General features: G+C 41.7%; 13 protein-coding genes. 6 read left to right on the plus strand and 7 right to left on the minus strand.

Features of this window, described 5'->3' with window-relative positions; genetic code table 11:
• Positions 1 to 107: 107 nt before the first annotated feature.
• On the minus strand, positions 108 to 1,385 hold the full coding sequence (locus CXF81_RS02415; protein ID WP_101179765.1) for an amidohydrolase family protein: 1,278 nt from the start codon (positions 1,383 to 1,385) through the stop codon (positions 108 to 110).
• A gap of 309 nt (positions 1,386 to 1,694) precedes the next feature.
• Here CXF81_RS02415 and CXF81_RS02420 point away from each other — a divergent pair, with 309 nt between their 5' ends.
• Both CXF81_RS02420 and CXF81_RS02425 read left to right on the plus strand, forming a co-directional pair.
• Positions 1,695 to 2,681: an MDR family oxidoreductase gene (locus tag CXF81_RS02420; RefSeq protein ID WP_101179766.1), complete on the plus strand. Its 987-nt coding sequence runs from the start codon at positions 1,695 to 1,697 to the stop codon at positions 2,679 to 2,681.
• Between the two features lie 69 nt (positions 2,682 to 2,750).
• Entirely contained in the window at positions 2,751 to 3,377 is a 627-nt protein-coding gene (locus tag CXF81_RS02425; RefSeq protein WP_101179767.1) for a DNA-J related domain-containing protein, read from the plus strand.
• Between the two features lie 203 nt (positions 3,378 to 3,580).
• Here CXF81_RS02425 and CXF81_RS02430 read toward each other — a convergent pair whose 3' ends face one another.
• Both CXF81_RS02430 and katG read right to left on the minus strand, forming a co-directional pair.
• Positions 3,581 to 4,441: a PA4780 family RIO1-like protein kinase gene (locus CXF81_RS02430; protein ID WP_101179768.1), complete on the minus strand. Its 861-nt coding sequence runs from the start codon at positions 4,439 to 4,441 to the stop codon at positions 3,581 to 3,583.
• A gap of 94 nt (positions 4,442 to 4,535) precedes the next feature.
• Entirely contained in the window at positions 4,536 to 6,746 is a 2,211-nt protein-coding gene (gene katG, locus CXF81_RS02435) for a catalase/peroxidase HPI (protein ID WP_101179769.1), read from the minus strand.
• 216 nt (positions 6,747 to 6,962) lie between these two features.
• Between katG and CXF81_RS02440 the strand changes: the two genes are divergently transcribed.
• Positions 6,963 to 8,027: a DUF1679 domain-containing protein gene (locus CXF81_RS02440; RefSeq protein ID WP_101179770.1), complete on the plus strand. Its 1,065-nt coding sequence runs from the start codon at positions 6,963 to 6,965 to the stop codon at positions 8,025 to 8,027.
• On the opposite strand, the gene CXF81_RS02445 is transcribed toward CXF81_RS02440, so the two are convergent.
• The 3 genes from CXF81_RS02445 to CXF81_RS02455 all read right to left on the minus strand — a co-directional run bounded on the left by CXF81_RS02445 (position 8,024) and on the right by CXF81_RS02455 (position 11,213).
• Entirely contained in the window at positions 8,024 to 9,151 is a 1,128-nt protein-coding gene (locus CXF81_RS02445) for an aminotransferase class V-fold PLP-dependent enzyme (RefSeq protein WP_101179871.1), read from the minus strand. The two genes, CXF81_RS02440 and CXF81_RS02445, sit on opposite strands and share 4 nt — an antisense overlap.
• Positions 9,152 to 9,249: 98 nt before the next feature.
• Positions 9,250 to 10,080 (minus strand): LytTR family DNA-binding domain-containing protein, encoded by an 831-nt coding sequence (locus CXF81_RS02450; protein WP_101179771.1) that lies wholly within the window; start codon positions 10,078 to 10,080, stop codon positions 9,250 to 9,252.
• A 2-nt stretch (positions 10,081 to 10,082) separates the two neighbouring features.
• Positions 10,083 to 11,213: a sensor histidine kinase gene (locus tag CXF81_RS02455; protein WP_101179772.1), complete on the minus strand. Its 1,131-nt coding sequence runs from the start codon at positions 11,211 to 11,213 to the stop codon at positions 10,083 to 10,085.
• 229 nt (positions 11,214 to 11,442) lie between these two features.
• Here CXF81_RS02455 and CXF81_RS02460 point away from each other — a divergent pair, with 229 nt between their 5' ends.
• The 3 genes from CXF81_RS02460 to CXF81_RS02470 all read left to right on the plus strand — a co-directional run bounded on the left by CXF81_RS02460 (position 11,443) and on the right by CXF81_RS02470 (position 14,901).
• Positions 11,443 to 12,819, plus strand: coding sequence for a glycoside hydrolase family 2 TIM barrel-domain containing protein (locus CXF81_RS02460; protein WP_101179773.1), 1,377 nt, complete (start codon positions 11,443 to 11,445; stop codon positions 12,817 to 12,819).
• A 266-nt stretch (positions 12,820 to 13,085) separates the two neighbouring features.
• A complete protein-coding gene (locus tag CXF81_RS02465; RefSeq protein WP_101179774.1) occupies positions 13,086 to 13,967 on the plus strand; it encodes a glycosyl hydrolase family 17 protein in 882 nt (293 codons plus the stop codon).
• Positions 13,957 to 14,901 (plus strand): glycosyl hydrolase family 17 protein, encoded by a 945-nt coding sequence (locus CXF81_RS02470; RefSeq protein ID WP_101179775.1) that lies wholly within the window; start codon positions 13,957 to 13,959, stop codon positions 14,899 to 14,901. The genes CXF81_RS02465 and CXF81_RS02470 overlap by 11 nt, the downstream gene beginning before the upstream one ends.
• Before the next feature lie 52 nt (positions 14,902 to 14,953).
• Here the strand turns inward: CXF81_RS02470 and CXF81_RS02475 are convergent, their stop codons facing one another.
• Positions 14,954 to 15,976 carry a glycosyl hydrolase family 17 gene (locus CXF81_RS02475; RefSeq protein ID WP_232771751.1) on the minus strand — a complete coding sequence of 341 codons (1,023 nt, stop codon included), beginning with the start codon at positions 15,974 to 15,976 and terminating at the stop codon, positions 14,954 to 14,956.
• Positions 15,977 to 16,245 lie beyond the last annotated feature (269 nt).

A 16,245-nucleotide genomic window follows, 5' to 3' on the forward strand; every position in this document is an offset into this window, starting at 1 on the left:
GTAGGAGAGAGAAGTAGGAGAGAGAAGTAGGAGAGAGAAGTAGGAGAGAGAAGTAGGAGAGAGAAGTAGGAAGTCTTCTATTAAATGGAAACTTCCATGCAGGCCGTTTATTTTTTATAAACAAGGCCATCTTTCATGACAAACTGAACGTTTTCTAAGACTGAAATGTTCTCCAATGGATTGCCTTTCACGGCAATGATGTCGGCTAAATATCCTACTTTGATTTGCCCAAGAGCAGTGTCTTGTTTTAGTAGTCTTGCACTATTAATAGTTGCCGCTTGTATTGCTTGTAAAGGTGTCATACCAAATCGAACCATGCGCGAAAATTGCTTACCGTTATCGCCATGAGGATAAATAGCGGCATCAGAGCCAAAAACCATCTTAACGCCTGCCTCTACCGCTTTTGTGAAGCTATCACGCTGCGCTTTTGATACTACTTTTTCCTTATTGATGTTTTCTTCTGGAACACCATTGGCCTCACCAAAGGCAAGCGTATATTCTGTATTATAGATATCGCATGAGAAGTAAGTGCCCATTTTAATAGCTAGTTCAATTGCTTCTTCATCTAGAAAACTGCAATGTTCTATCGAATCGATGCCAGCACGAATAGCGGCCTTAATACCGTTAGTGCCATGTGCGTGCGCAGCCGCTATCAATCCGCGCATGTGCGCTTCTTCTACCGCAGCTCTAATTTCTTCTTCGGTTAGTTGTTGAATGCCAACTTTCGTGCCTTTGGAGAATACGCCACCGGTTGCACAAACCTTAATAGTATTCGCTCCGTATTTGATGTTTTCACGGACTTTTGCTCTTACTGCCCAGGGCCCATCGGCGACGCCTGTGGATTTACTGCGTGCTTCAGGAGGTGAGAAATTATCGTCACAATGACCGCCTGTGACCCCAATTGAATAGCCAGCTGCCCATATTCTTGGGCCTGGTATTTCACCCGCATTAATGCCATCTCTAACTGCAATAACCGAATAACCTTTGGCGCCTAAATTTCTGACCGTAGTAAAACCAGCCATGAGTGTTATTTCTGCATTTTTAACTGCTTTGACCGTTACTCGCGGTATTGAATTTCCTTTAGCGGCTAAAAAGTTGTCCGCTGCATCGCTCGTTAAATGAACATGCATATCCATTAAGCCGGGTACTAATGTCATTCCTTTTAGGTCAATTACAGTTGCATCAGCTGGATTGATACTGCCCTGGGGACCGACTCGAATAATTTTATTATTCTCAACTAGCACTGCTACATTGTCGACTATTGCGCCACTTGAAACGTCGAGTAATGCATCAGCATTAATTAATGTTTGCTGGGCAAATGCTCGGTTGCTGAGTATGCTTAAAAAAGTAAAAGCCATAAACCAGTAAAAACTGCTTGTTTTCATTTGAATTCCTGATCGACTGAGTTGGACACCAGCGTGTCTTAGTTACGTAAACACTATAAGACAATAGTAGTAAATGGCAAACAAAAAAATCTTCACAATTAAGCTGGAGTGGGCGGGCTTGCTCACGTTGCTCGTTAAGTTTGATTTTCAGCTTTTTGACTAACCATTAAAAGCAACGCTCTGCTGGTTGCGATAATCATACTTAAGCCCTATTCTTTTTTATCATTGGCATATTGGTGTCATCATGACGTATTACCAAAAAGCCACCAACGGTTAATTAACTCCTCAATGTTAAGGCGAATAACGATTATGTTCAAAGGTATATTAATAGATAAAATTGATGATAACTACACGGTTGTATTACAAGATATTGATGAATCAGTACTGCCTGAAGGCGACGTAGATATTGACGTGATGTACAGCACCTTAAATTACAAAGACGGTCTTGCTATTACCGGTAAAAGTCCTGTTGTGCGTCGTTTTCCTATGGTGCCAGGCATCGACTTGGTAGGAACTGTAACTAGATCCAGTAGCGAAAAATTTAGTACTGGCGATGAGGTTCTACTTAATGGCTTTGGCGTGGGTGAAGTGCATTGTGGTGGCTTAGCTCAAAAAGCCCGCTTGAAAAGTGATTGGCTGATTAATCTTCCGAGTGGTATCTCGCCAGAAAACGCAATGGCGATTGGGACCGCGGGTTACACCGCTATGCTTTGCGTTATTGCGCTAGAAAATAATGGTGTAACGCCTGAGTCTGGGGAAATATTAGTAACAGGTGCAAATGGCGGGGTAGGCAGTTTTGCCATCACCATATTGTCAAAATTGGGTTACAAGGTTGTTGCGTCTACGGGCAGAATGAATGAAAGTGACTACTTGACCAAACTTGGGGCAAGTGACGTGATTGATCGTAATACCTTGTCTGAACCAGGCAAACCAATGACCAGAGAACGCTGGGCTGGCGCTGTAGATTCAGTTGGTAGTCATACCCTTGCAAACATATGTGCAAGCACTAAATATGGCGGTACGGTCGCTGCTTGTGGTCTTGCTCAAGGAATGGACTTTCCCGCTAGTGTTGCTCCTTTCATATTGCGTGGCATTACCCTAAAGGGAATTGACAGCGTTATGCGCCCTATTGCTGATAGAGTTGAAGCTTGGGAGCGATTAGCGACTATTTTGACGCAGGACGACTTCACGGATATTTCTACTGTAATAGGACTTGATCAGGTTATCCAAACAGCCGGTCAACTTCTTGAAGGAAAAGTAAGAGGGCGCGTCGTGGTTGATGTAGCAAAGGGCTAATAAGGTGAGAATACCGGTATTGCTGAACTTGAATAATCTGAATAATGACATTGGTCATTAGAGTAAACAATGCCTGATAAACATGATGAACTGCAGTTTCTATTGCAAGAAATTTTGAACGCATTTCAATCGCAATTTACTGCGGGTATTAGTGAGTTTGAGTTAATTACCGCGTTAAAACAGCCACCGTATTCGCTATTTGATGAGGATGCTTTGCGCGATCCGCTGACCTTGTTTCAAACCCACTTTGTGCTATTTCACTCACTCTATCATTTGCGAAATGAGTGGAGAGAGCAAAAAGTGGGTGAGTTAGATATTCGGGCAACGCAAATAAAGCTAGATTCTATTTTGTCATTCGATGCGGATTTGCAAGTTGCAGATCCGCTGGCTGATTATTACCTCGATTGGACAAACTTAAGTGCCACCGATCCGGCTGAGGTTAATGATTTACTCAATAGTTTTTGGCAGAAAATAGCAGGTGTTGATGTTAATCACTATTTTTCACAAGAAGCTTTAAACGAAGCAATGCTAATCCTGCAAATCACGTCGATTGAAGGTCTGTCGCTAGTGCAACTCAAACAGCAATACCGCAAGTTACAGCATGCAAATCATCCTGACAAAGGGGGCAGCGTAGAAGGCTCGCAGCAAGTGTTACAAGCCTACACTACCCTGTATAAATATGTGTCGAATAAGTAACTAGGATTAATTTATAAGTTGCAGTTAAAAAGTCCTGCGTCATTCTCTTATTCCGGTGCTTTTGTAGCTGCGGCATCACTATCATCAGGCTTCGCGGTTAATTTTGCCGCTCGGATTTTAGGTGCTCCTGTTAAAGTTGATGCTTCTGGCGTACCTTTTCCCGATACCCAGTTGGATAACGTTGAGGTACAGATTAACGTCTATCACTCATCATCTGAATTAGCATCGCTCATGCGTTCAACCCTAGCTTGTTCCTCTTCAAATGCGGCTTTGATTTCCTCAAGCACGGTATCGACATCAGCTTCGCTTTCGTCAAATTCAAAGTAACCGGTTAATTCAGTCTCAGGGGTCAATTTACCTACTTGAAACAATGCCCACATTTCTTCGGCATAATGGGTTTCTTTCAACTCTGGGGCAAATTCAGCATAATAATCAGTCATATTACGAACATCTCGTTGCAACATACTAAATGCGTTATTATTTGCAGCAGCATTGACCGCTTGCGGGAGGTCGATTATAACAGGACCGTAGCTGTCAACAAGCACGTTGAATTCAGATAAATCGCCATGCACAATACCTGCGCACAACATCAACAAAACGTAATGCATAACTTGTGCGTGGTCTTCTAAGGCTTGTTCAGCCGACATCGACACATCATTAAGCCGCGGGGCAACATTTCCTTCATCGTCAGTCACTAATTCCATTAACAATACCCCGTCATAACAGCCAAAAGGCTGGGGTACCCGAACACCTGCTTTTGATAAAGTGAACAGAGCATCTACCTCTGCATTCTGCCAAGCATCTTCTTGTTGTTTGCGCCCGAAACTTGAACCTTTCTCCATTGCTCTTGCACGGCGGCTATTCTTAACTTTTCGACCTTCTTGATACTGCGCCGCTTTTTTAAAGCTGCGTTTCATGGCTTCTTTATATACTTTGGCGCAACGAACTTCGCCCTGACTGGTAACAGCGAACACAGTGGCTTCCTTGCCACTCATAAGCTGATAAAGTACATCATCAATAAGGCCATCTTCAACGAGAGGCTGTAAACGTTTTGGTATTTTCATCACGCGTTTATACAGCACTCTTGAGCATTTTTAAATGTATTCTCAAAATATTCTTTTGAGAATTTTTTCAAAGTACTCATCCGACTGTTATCGATTAGCTCAGATCAAAGCGATCTGCATCCATTACCTTGACCCATGCATTCGTAAAGTCGGTCACAAACTTCTGGTTAGCGTCGTTGCAGGCATAGACTTCCGCGATTGCTCGAAGTTGCGAATTCGAACCAAAAACGAGGTCAGCACGTGTTGCTGTCCATTTGTTTTTGCCCGTTTTAGTCTCTTTACCAACAAAGTGAGTTGCACTCTCATTGGTTGGCGTCCACTGCGTGCCCATATCCAGTAAATTAACAAAAAAAGCGTTATTCAATTGTCCTGGAGATGCTGTCAAGATGCCTTCATCTGCATTTGCATAATTTGCACCTAGCACTCTCATTCCAGCAACTAGCACGGTCATTTCAGGTGCAGTTAATGTGAGCAGTTGTGCTTTATCTAGTAACAGCTCTTCTGCGGACACCGTAAACTGTGTTTTGCTGTAATTTCTAAAGCCATCAACCACTGGTTCCAACACTGAGAATGAGTCAATGTCGGTGTCATCTTGCGTAGCATCCACTCGACCCGCAGTAAATGGCACCTCAATAATGAAACCCGCGGCTTTAGCTGCTTCTTCAATGCCAACAGAACCACCAAGCACAATCAGATCTGCGATAGAAACTCTTGTGCTTTTTTTATGCTCTTTATTAAAGCTTGCCTGAATGTTTTCATATGCAGTCAACACACTAGCTAATTGTTCTGGTTGGTTCACTTCCCATGTATTTTGTGGTGCAAGACGAATACGTGCACCGTTGGCGCCGCCTCTTTTGTCTGAACCTCTAAATGTAGATGCGCTTGACCAAGCGGTATAGACTAATTCTGGCACAGTTAGCTCAGAGGTAGCTATTTTTTGCTTTAGTTGCTGAATATCCTTTTCATTGAGCATTTGAGTTTCAGCTTGAGGTAATGGGTCTTGCCATATTAAGTCTTCCTGTGGCACGTCTTCGCCTAAGTAACGTGACTTTGGACCCATATCTCGATGCGTTAGCTTAAACCAAGCACGGGCAAAAGCATCGGCAAATTCTTCTGGATTTTCTTTGAAGTGCAACGATATTTTTCGATATTCAGGGTCAATTTTCATTGCCATGTCGGCAGTTGTCATCATGATACCAACGGGAATGGATGCGTCTTCTGCGTCAGGTGCATGATCTTTTTTAGCCAAACTCATTGCTTGCCATTGTTTTGCCCCGGCTGGGCTTTTTGTTAATTCCCATTCATAGTCGAATAGGACACTGAAATAGCTCATGTCCCACGTTGTCGGGGTTGGTGTCCATGCGCCTTCAACGCCACTGGTAATTGTGTCGCGGCCTTTGCCCGACTTGTAATCACTGATCCAACCTAACCCCAGTTGCTCTATTGGAGCAGCTTCCGGTTCAGGACCTTTGTGTGATTCAGGTGCAGCGCCATGGGCTTTACCAAACGTGTGTCCGCCTGCAGTTAATGCAACTGTTTCATAATCGTTCATGGCCATCCTTGCAAACGTTTCTCGAATATCTCGAGCTGAGCCAAGTGGGTCAGGGTTGCCATCAGGACCCTCGGGGTTGACATAAATTAATCCCATTTGCACTGCGGCTAATGGTTTTTCTAATTCGCGATCGCCAGTATAGCGATCATTTGCTAGCCATTTGTCTTCTGTTCCCCAGTAAATATCTTCTTCAGGTTCCCAGATATCTGCACGTCCGCCGCCAAAGCCAAAAGTAGGTAAGCCCATCGACTCAATTGCAACGTTGCCTGTTAAGATGAAGAGATCTGCCCACGACAATTTTTGACCGTATTTTTGCTTAATAGGCCACAATAGGCGACGCGCTTTATCTAAGTTACCATTGTCCGGCCAGCTGTTAATCGGGGCAAAACGTTGATTACCTGATGCTGCACCGCCGCGGCCATCGCCTTCTCGGTAAGTACCTGCGGCGTGCCAAGCCATTCTAATCATGAAAGGGCCATAGTGACCATAATCTGCAGGCCACCAATCTTGAGAGTCAGTTAATAACGCTTCAATATCTGCTTTAAGCACGTTTATATCTACGCTGTTAAACGCTTCCTTATAATCAAAGTCAGCGCCCATAGGGTCTACTTTGTTGTTATTTTGATGCAGAATTTTAAGGTTAAGTTGATTAGGCCACCAATCAACATTCTTGGTACTGTCTCCACCTACTTGAGTATTAGCGCCGTGCATAAATGGACATTTCGCGCCTGTATCTGTATTGTTATTTTGCATAAACACCTCCAGTTGTATAAATCAGTCTTGAGTTTGTATTCAGTAACGATAAAGCAAAGCACTGTTGTTCGATAATGAATTTTTCCGTTCTATGCAATCGATTATATTAAATTAATCAATTAACTTGATTGTGTGTTGTTTGAAATTGAATCTATTCTTAGTGCGTGGCAAACTGTTTCATCGATATAATATCATCGCGAAAGTTAGCCATAAATTATGCCAAGAGCACCCGATAACACAGCATCTGATAGCATAGCACCTGATGATCATGACAAGGTATGTGATGACGATGCATTAAAATTTGTGCAAGCAAGTTTTGACGATCACTTTGTTGTTAAATTGGCCAGTATTCAAACCCTTTGGAGCGGTTACGGTGAAATAGCGCGTTACCTCGTGCCAAGTATAGATAACTCAGTTATCGTTAAAATAGTAAGGCCACAAATCCAAAGTAATCACCCAAAAGGGTGGGATGGACAACGTTCTCATCAGCGAAAACTTGATTCTTATGTTAACGAATGTATTTTTTACCACCATTACAGCCAGCAGATAGACTACTTTTGCCGCACTCCTGTCTGTTATTTTTCAGTCACAGATACACTTTCTAAGCTTACTGAGAATCAAGTAAATAGGGCAACTAGTGTATTAATAATGGAAGATTTAGACCAAGCTGGGTTTGTTGATCGATGTGACCACGCATCATTAAAGACAGTTAAGCTAGGGGTAAGATGGTTGGCCTATTTTCATGCCAAATTCTTAAATCAACCGGTGCATAATGTTTGGCCGATTGGCACTTATTGGCATCTAGCAACACGCCCTGATGAATTTGCGAAAATGCCTGAAAGTGAGCTGAAGAGTAAAGCTCACGCAATTAATAATGAGCTCAATAATGCAGTTTTTCAAACTCTTTTACATGGCGATGCTAAGCTTGCAAACTTTTGCTTTTGTGCAAATGGTAATAACTTGGCAGCGGTTGATTTTCAATATGTTGGGCGCGGAGCCGGTATCAAAGAGCTGATGTATTTTTTAGGCAGCTGCTTGAATGAATCCGAGTTGGCGCTATATACTGATATGCTGTTCGATGAATATTTTACAACATTGAAGGTGGCCATTGAACATTACCATGTAGAGGTCAACTTTGCTGCGCTTGAAACCGAATGGCGTGGTTTACTTCCTTTCGCGTGGGCCGACTTCGAGCGTTTTTTAATTGGCTGGACAACAGCGCATTATAAATTAAATGCGTTTATGAAAAAGCAGACTAACATCGCCTTGACCAATTGTTAGTCAAAGCAATCTGCAATTTTTTCGGCATCATCTAGGCTATTCGAGATGTGCAGGGATAGCCGAAAGATATCACCGCGACGATCATACCTCACTCCAGCTTCATTCAATTTTATTGCGGCTGCGTTCATGTCATCGCAACCAATACACAAACTTCCACCTTGATGATAAAGCTCATCTTCGCTTGGTTTCATTGTTACGTTGCTGGGTAAGCATTGCAATAAGTAACGCTTCAACTCAACATTATGTCGAGCAACTTGGGCAACACCGATGTCCAGCATCATATTAATAGATGCACAGGCTGCAACATAAGATGCAACACTTGGTGTTCCACCCCAAAAACGTCTAGCGTTGGTAGCTGCAACATAGTGAGTAATATCAAATTCGAAGGGATTCTGGTGCGAAAACCAACCGACAGGATCCGGATTCAACTTAACAATTTGAGCGGCCTCAATAAACATAAAACCAGCGCCAGGTCCGCCACATAGCCATTTTACACAAGACCCAAATATGGCATCTGCACCCCATTCTCTGGCATCAACAGGAACAATTCCTACTGACTGTGCTATATCGACCAAGGCATAAGTATCATGTTCCTTTGCCAGTTTAACTAAACGCACAATATTAGATTTTATAGAGGTGTTTGAATGTACATGCGTAAATAAACAGGCCAACACATGTCCTTTGGCAAGCTCAGTTGTCCATGCATAAAGATTATTTGGATTTCCTTGAACTAATATCAATTCTAGTCCATACGATTTAGCTAAGCCGGTCACTACAAAACCCATAGAAGCAAAGGCATCTTGGTGCATTAAAATACGGCACTTACCTTGGTTTTCCGGCAGCTTAGCAATAGCAGTTAAATACGCTGAAAAACCCGAGGCTAAATTAGGTTGCGGACAAATTTCATTAGCTGTTGCATTGATCAGACGAGCAATTGCAGTACAAAAAGCGTCAATACTTTGAAGCCAATTAGGCCATGCATCTCCCCCTAAATGCTCCCAAGGTGCAAGGTAATGTTCCTCCAACGCGAGTTTCGATACTTTAGGCAACGGTCCTACGGAATGAGCAAGCGCATAAATACCTGCAGGCAGATGAAATTGTGATTTGTACTGCTGAGTTTGCAAAACATGTCCCTTTTTGTATTCTTTACTAGATTTGAATTTTGCTGCCTTTGCTATCACCAAATTATGTTTTTTGTGTGACAACTGGCTATCGATAAAGCTTAGTTCGCAAGAAAAGTTTTCACGACCTCTTTGTAGTTTCTGCTGACCTTTATCTTGTCATGTTGCCCTATCATTAAGAAAAACTCTCCTTTTGTATGCGGAATGACTTTGTCTATGAAATCTAAATTAACGATAGTTGAACGATGAACTCGTTTAAATAGGGTCTCATCTAGCTCTATTAACATTTCTTTTAAGGTGCAACGTTTTACGTGAGTTTCGCCCAGCGCATGCACACACACATAGTCACCAGCAGCATCAATCCATTGAATATCTTTTTGTTTTAATAAATGTATTTCGTCACGGTCTTTAATCACAATCTTACGATTTTTAATGTCGGTATGGTGTGTATCTTGATGACTTGAATCATTTGCCATCCAAGTAATGGTTTTTTCTTGTTTTTGCTCTATTTGAGCAATGGCACCAATAACTTCAGTTTTATTTTCAATTCTGTCGTATGGCTTTATTGAAAGACGCTCTTGTGCTCTCGCGACGGATCGCTGAATACGTTCATCGTCAATCGGTTTAAGCACGTAATCAACCGCATAAGCGTCAAAGGCTTCCAGTGCATATTGTTCGTAGGCGGTTGCGAAAATGACCAGCGGCATCGTATCGTTTTGCAGTTGTTTAACGACATCTAAGCCGGATAGGCCAGGCATTTGAATATCCAAGAATAATAAATCGGGCGTAAGTTCTATGACAGCAGCGATAGCTTCTCTGCCGTTAGAACATTGCGCAACGACCTCTATATTCGGCAATTTATTCAATTTTGCAGCCAATAGTTTTAACGCAAGCGGTTCGTCGTCAACAATAATTGTTTTTAATATCGTCATTTTTAATCCGATAATTCGAAAGGCATATTAATGCAAGTAGAGCGTCCACCCTCTGCACGGCGCATGGTATTTATTTGATAGTCGTTATCGTAGAGTACCGATAAACGTTGTTCGGTATTTGCTAAACCGACCCCTGTCTCTTTTTTTAAGTCTAGCGGTTTGCCTTGCACATTACTCGCACCGGTATCGCTAATTTCAATGATAAGTCTACCTTGATTAATGCCCGCTCGCAGTTCAATTGTTCCACCTTTTTCGTTTTTCGAGATTGCGTGCTTCATCGAGTTCTCGATAATGGGTTGCAATAGCAAACTTGGAACCAGTGCTTTTTGAGCGTGCTCATCGACATAAAAATCAAGTTGTAAGCGATCTGCAAATCGCGTTTTTTCAATTTCCAAATAAAGATTGAGCGCCGCAATTTCATCTTTTAAGGTGATTTTAGTGTCGGGGTCATTATCTAAGGAATGACGTAAAAATTGACTCAGTTGGACCGTCATAGCCTGTGCTTTTGTAGATTCTTCAATTTCAATCAGCGAATTAATGGCGTTTAAGGTGTTACACAAAAAATGCGGGTTAAGCTGATAGCGCAACATTTTTAACTTTGCATCACGCGCAACGCTTTGGGCTTCAATACGTTTAATATGTTCTTTTCGAGTAGCGGCTTCAGCACCGAGCATAATTTCATGTTCTGACTGCAACAACTCATAGTAGCGAATACCATGAAATAATCCGGTCCAACATAAAAAAATAAATATGCTAGCGAAAAACCACCCCCCAAACTCTCCCCATACTTGATCTGCAGGGGTTAACCAAGCGAGAGCTTGCATTCTGAAGATAGTCCAAATAAACGCGAAGATAAATACCATAAACATACCAACACTGAGCCTGTATATGACGGACTTGTCCCATATTTGATCGAAAATTCTGTAGAGTATTACGGAGAAGAATAAACCAAGGATTGCTTGCAAGATGGTGTGCACAACGTTTGCTAATGTGACTTGGCTATACCACAACGTTAAGGTAAGGAAACTTACCGTGCTGAGAAACAGCCAAAAGCTAGCTTGCCAGAACCAAAAACGGTGAGTAGCGTCTTGTTTTATTGCCAATTTTACAGATTGATTAATTGCATTGATCATCGAGCAGTTTGTTTACCTAATTTTAACATGCTCTGAGTTTACACATCCCTGTTGCTCATATCTATGGTATTCATCCATTCTACCTGCCAAAAGACCCAGTTTGCCGCATTTTGTTTGAGACTGATGGGTATAACAACGCAAACTAGTGTTAACAAAATAATAACACTTGTATTTGTAAGTGAATAGCAAAGCTACTACTTCAAGTAACAACATAATTAGGTGAGTAAATATGAAGCCTAGTAAGATTCTATCTTGCGCACTGGTGACCAGCATACTAAGCGCTGCAACTATTTATGGCGTAGCTTATGCTATAGAAACCCTGAACTCGGATTTTTCGTCAACTATTGAGACAGCAACAAGCACTAAAAAGGCAATTCAGAAGCAAACGCCAATTAAAGTTGAGATTATTGAAGAAAATGGCAAATATCAGTTATTAAGAGGGGGGAAACCGTATCAAGTTAGAGGAGCCGGTATTTCGTCAACTGATCTAGATAGTCTCGTGAAATTCGGTGGTAATTCAATGCGTAATTGGGCCGTTGATAATCATGCTGAACCTGCACAGCAATTGTTAGACCGGGCTTACGCAATGGGAATTACCGTCTCATTGTGCCTAGAGTTCGCCAGAGAGCGCCATGGCTTTGACTACAATGATGAAGTGGCAGTAGCCAAACAACTTGCTGAAAACAGAGTAAGAGTTGAAAAGTACAAAAACCACCCCGCGTTACTAACTTGGATTATTGGTAATGAAGTGAACTTTGATTTTACTAATCCAAAAGTATTTGATGCGGTGAATGACACCGCAAAAATGATCAAAGAACTCGATCCTAACCATCCAACAACAACGGCATTAGCAGGCTTTGATAAAAAAGCACTAGTGGCGATAGCTGAGCGAGCGCCGGACTTAGATTTTATTAGCTTTCAGATGTACGCTGATCTTCTCAATCTACCCCAATATATAAAAGAATTTGGTTTTGAGAAACCCTATTTTATAACGGAATGGGGATCGGTTGGACATTGGGAAGTGCATACCACTGAGTGGGGCGCGCCAGTAGAAAATACCAGTACGGAAAAAGCCAGTAATTATTCAAAAAGCTATTCGCAAGTGCTTGAACCATATGGCGACCAGGCGATAGGCAACTATGTGTTTCTATGGGGACAAAAACAGGAAAAAACCTCTACTTGGTACGGTATGTTTTTAGACAGTGGCGAAAAAACAGAAGCGGTAGATGTCATGCATCACATATGGCGTGGCACTTGGCCTGAAAATCGAGCCCCTAGCATTAGTCCAATCATCTTGGATGAAAAAGGTGCGTTTGATGACGTCTTTTTATATTCAGGTCAAGAATATCAAGCAGCAGTAGAGGTGGTTGATGCAGAAGGTGATGATATACATTATGTTTGGAAAATCCGCGCAGAATCAAGCTCTGACAACGTCGGTGGAGACCCTGAGTATTTGCCGACAATAGTGGATGGTGTGATTAAAAATCAGGACGCAGTTATTCAACTAACAGCTCCTGAAAAGTCAGGTGCTTATCGTTTGTTTGTGTATGCGTTTGACGGTAATAACAATGCCGCGCATGCGAACATTCCGTTTTACGTGAAGTAGTTCAATACGCGCTTAGATAGCTCCCAGCGAGGCCGTTTTGTTTTTCACTCATTGAGGTCGCAAAATAGGGTTGTTAACAAACAAAGGTTTTTTAGCAGTGTTTTGTCGTAATGAATTGATTAAATGAGTCTCGAGCAATCGCCTGCTTGTTATTAGTAGCAGGCGATTTTTTATTCTTTAAATTTGAAAATGAGTTGGTATCAAAATTAAACATAATTAAGGCACTAGAAGCGCCTTAGTTTCTAAACTTTTAAATAGAGATGACTATGTCTGGAAAATATTATCGTAATCTGCGTCTAACTGCAGCCCAATTATCTGTTTCTGAATTGCAAACAGAAGCTAAAAAACTATTGGACAACAAGATCCATGGGTTATCATTTAGTCCATATGTATCAGGTCAAGCACCGGGCACTCAAATTACAGAACAACAGATACATGAGCGTTTGCAGTTAATTTTGCCCTACGTAGAGTGGATACGCACATTTTCATGTACTCAAGGTAATGAATTAATTCCCAAAATTGCAGCTGAATATGGACTAAAAACCATGGTTGGAGTTTGGTTAAATGATGATTTTGAGAACAATGAAAAAGAACTTCAAAATGCAATCGATATTGCTCAAGCCGGTCATGCCGCTATGCTGGCAGTAGGCAATGAAGTCATGCTGCGAAAAGAGATGACCGAGCAACAATTAGTCGCTTATATTAACCGAGCAAAACAAGGCGCGCCAGGCGTTTCGGTGGGGTATGTTGACGCTTATTTTCTATTTGAAAATCATCCCTCAGTTGCCGATGCATGTGATGTAATATTCGCCAACTGTTATCCTTTTTGGGAAGGCTACCCTGCTGAACATGCTCTGTCATACATGAAAAATATGTATACCCGCGCTGTGAAAGTAGCCAACGGCAAACCTGTTATTGTGAGTGAAACTGGTTGGCCGGATCAAGGTACACCTGACAGAGCCGCCGTTCCTTCTTATGAAAACGCCATTCGCTATTTTGTTAATGCGTATCATTGGGCGCAAGAAGAAGGCATTGATATGTTTTATTTCTCCTCTTTCGATGAAGACTGGAAGATTGCAGATGAGGGCGATGTTGGCGCTTACTGGGGCATATTAGACAAAGACGGAAAACATAAATATGCTAAATGAATCTAGGCAATTAACTTCCCTTGAACAACGTTGTGGCCGTAAACATGGACAAGCCATCTGTTATTCAGGTTACAGAGAAGGGCAAAACCCAAGATTAGGTATATACCCGAGTTATGAGCAAATTAAACAAGACTTATTACTGTTGAAAGATTGGTCTTACCTACGACTTTATGATTGTAGTCAACATGCAGAAACTGTTTTATCGGTAATTGCCAACGAGAACCTCGACTTTGCATTGATGTTGGGAGTCGACATTGCCGCCGAAGTTAGTAATCCAAATTGTCCTTGGGGTGCTCATTTTAGCGAACAGCAGTTAGCTTTGAATCGTCAAGCGAATAGCGAGGATATTGAGCGTTTAATCGATTTAACGAGTCGCTATCCTCAGCACGTATTTTCGGTCTCAATAGGTAACGAAGCCAGTGTTGATTGGACTGACCATATGGTGCCAGTTGAGCGCTTAGTTGAATTTGCACAGCATATTAAAAGTAAAATCGACGTACCTATTACGTTTTGCGAAAATTATGTGCCTTGGACGAACAAACTTGCTCCTTTAGTCGCTGAGCTTGATTTTATATCTATTCATACTTATCCAGTATGGGAGTTTCAAAGCATCGAAAATGCATTAGAGTATACTAAGCAGAATTACTACTCTGTACAGGAGTGTAATCCCGGTGTGCCGATTGTGATCACAGAGGCCGGTTGGACCACACAATCTAATGGTTGCGGCATAGAAGCCTGGAATGCTTCTGATACCTTACAAGCTGAGTATTACCAACAGTTATTAAGGTGGACTAACAGCGAAAAGATATTAACTTTTGTATTTGAGGCTTTTGATGAACCTTGGAAGGGCTCAGATGATCCGCAAGAGCCAGAAAAGCATTGGGGATTGTTTTACGTTGACCGAAGTCCTAAATTGGTGATGCAAAACGCTTAATTAAGCGGTGATGAGCGCAGCATGAACGTTGCCCATCACCGTTAACGAGCTCTTATTTAGATGCGCCCTGAACCACTAACTTAGGCGTTCTGTCTGAGTTAAATACCCCCCAGTTTTTTTCTGCTATAGCGTCTGGTTTATCTTCACCGCCTTTCCATTTTTCGTCAAAAGCTTGAAAATAGAAAGACACAATACGATTGTCTTTTAACCATTGTCGATAAGTATTAAAGAATATTTTCTGCGCTTTTTCACTGGCCTCTCCAATGATGAGACCCTCATCGCCATTGCTACCGACGGAACTAGTAGCCCAGCCCGATTCGCCAAGAGCAATCTGTTTATTTGGATGCAATGCAGCAATATCATGATACGTTTTTTCGGTCCAAGGCACCGCATTATCTAATGCTTGTGAATTCCACATTGCGTAAGCATGCAAAACAATATAATCGAGTTGTTGGGCTATTTCCTGACTCCAAGGCTTATTCCAAAAGTTGTAGTCGTCTGCAAGTGTTACCGGCACATCTACAGCCGCTTTTACCTTTTTAACCCAATTTAAATATTGTGGAATATCGCTCAGTTCCAGTTTGTGCGCAGACCAGTCAACAAAAATTTCATTACCTAAGTTAACGCTCACAACAATATCTTTGTATTCATTTGCGAGTCGAATAACTTCAGAAATTTGCTGTTCATTTTCAGCATCGCTTTGAGTTGAAGATAACCAAGCGCCTTGCATTACCTTTACAGGTAAGTTGTGTTTCTTTATGGTCTTCAGCACTTGCTCACTAGCTGGGTCTGCGGCATACATGCGGATAAGGTTCCAAGATACGCCGTGATTAGTGGTTAAAATAGTTATGTCTTCAAGAATATCCTGTTCAGACGATACGCTTTTTCTATCCGGGCTTTCATTATCACGATAAGAACCGTAAGCAATACCTAATCCAATCCACTCCCCATTTAGCATGGGTTCAAAGACTGGTTTTGTGTATAAAGATTTGCTGTGTTGCTCTGTCATGTGGTTCGCCTGTAAGTTAAAACTAACTAGTACTACGATGAAGGTAATAGCAGATAATAATTTCATATAACTGACTTTAAACGTAAAAAGAATTAATTCAGTACAGCAGTTGTTGCTTACTGTTAGCAAGTTATTTGAGCTTAAAAGGACTTTATTGGGGTTATTGGGGGTCTTTTTCTTGTGCTTCGGTAGGTTATTTATACTTTTATGTTTTCCATAATACAGATAATTCTTATTATTTTGTCCCACCCAACACGTTAAAAGTTCAAGCTACCGAATTATCGCCATTTTATTTAGAAAATGCTTTCTAAATAACATATATTTACAAACCGTTT

It is taken from the genome of Glaciecola sp. 33A, from assembly GCF_002836745.1.
In the GTDB taxonomy this organism is placed as follows: Bacteria; Pseudomonadota; Gammaproteobacteria; order Enterobacterales; family Alteromonadaceae; genus Glaciecola.

Coding starts and splice junctions, on each gene's coding strand:
- CXF81_RS02415 (WP_101179765.1), bottom strand. CDS start 1,385: ATGAAAACAAGCAGTTTTTACTGGTTTATGGCTTTTACTTTTTTAAGC.
- CXF81_RS02420 (WP_101179766.1), top strand. CDS start 1,695: ATGTTCAAAGGTATATTAATAGATAAAATTGATGATAACTACACGGTT.
- CXF81_RS02425 (WP_101179767.1), top strand. CDS start 2,751: ATGCCTGATAAACATGATGAACTGCAGTTTCTATTGCAAGAAATTTTG.
- CXF81_RS02430 (WP_101179768.1), bottom strand. CDS start 4,441: ATGAAAATACCAAAACGTTTACAGCCTCTCGTTGAAGATGGCCTTATT.
- katG (WP_101179769.1), bottom strand. CDS start 6,746: ATGCAAAATAACAATACAGATACAGGCGCGAAATGTCCATTTATGCAC.
- CXF81_RS02440 (WP_101179770.1), top strand. CDS start 6,963: ATGCCAAGAGCACCCGATAACACAGCATCTGATAGCATAGCACCTGAT.
- CXF81_RS02450 (WP_101179771.1), bottom strand. CDS start 10,080: ATGACGATATTAAAAACAATTATTGTTGACGACGAACCGCTTGCGTTA.
- CXF81_RS02455 (WP_101179772.1), bottom strand. CDS start 11,213: ATGATCAATGCAATTAATCAATCTGTAAAATTGGCAATAAAACAAGAC.
- CXF81_RS02460 (WP_101179773.1), top strand. CDS start 11,443: ATGAAGCCTAGTAAGATTCTATCTTGCGCACTGGTGACCAGCATACTA.
- CXF81_RS02465 (WP_101179774.1), top strand. CDS start 13,086: ATGTCTGGAAAATATTATCGTAATCTGCGTCTAACTGCAGCCCAATTA.
- CXF81_RS02470 (WP_101179775.1), top strand. CDS start 13,957: ATGCTAAATGAATCTAGGCAATTAACTTCCCTTGAACAACGTTGTGGC.
- CXF81_RS02475 (WP_232771751.1), bottom strand. CDS start 15,976: ATGAAATTATTATCTGCTATTACCTTCATCGTAGTACTAGTTAGTTTT.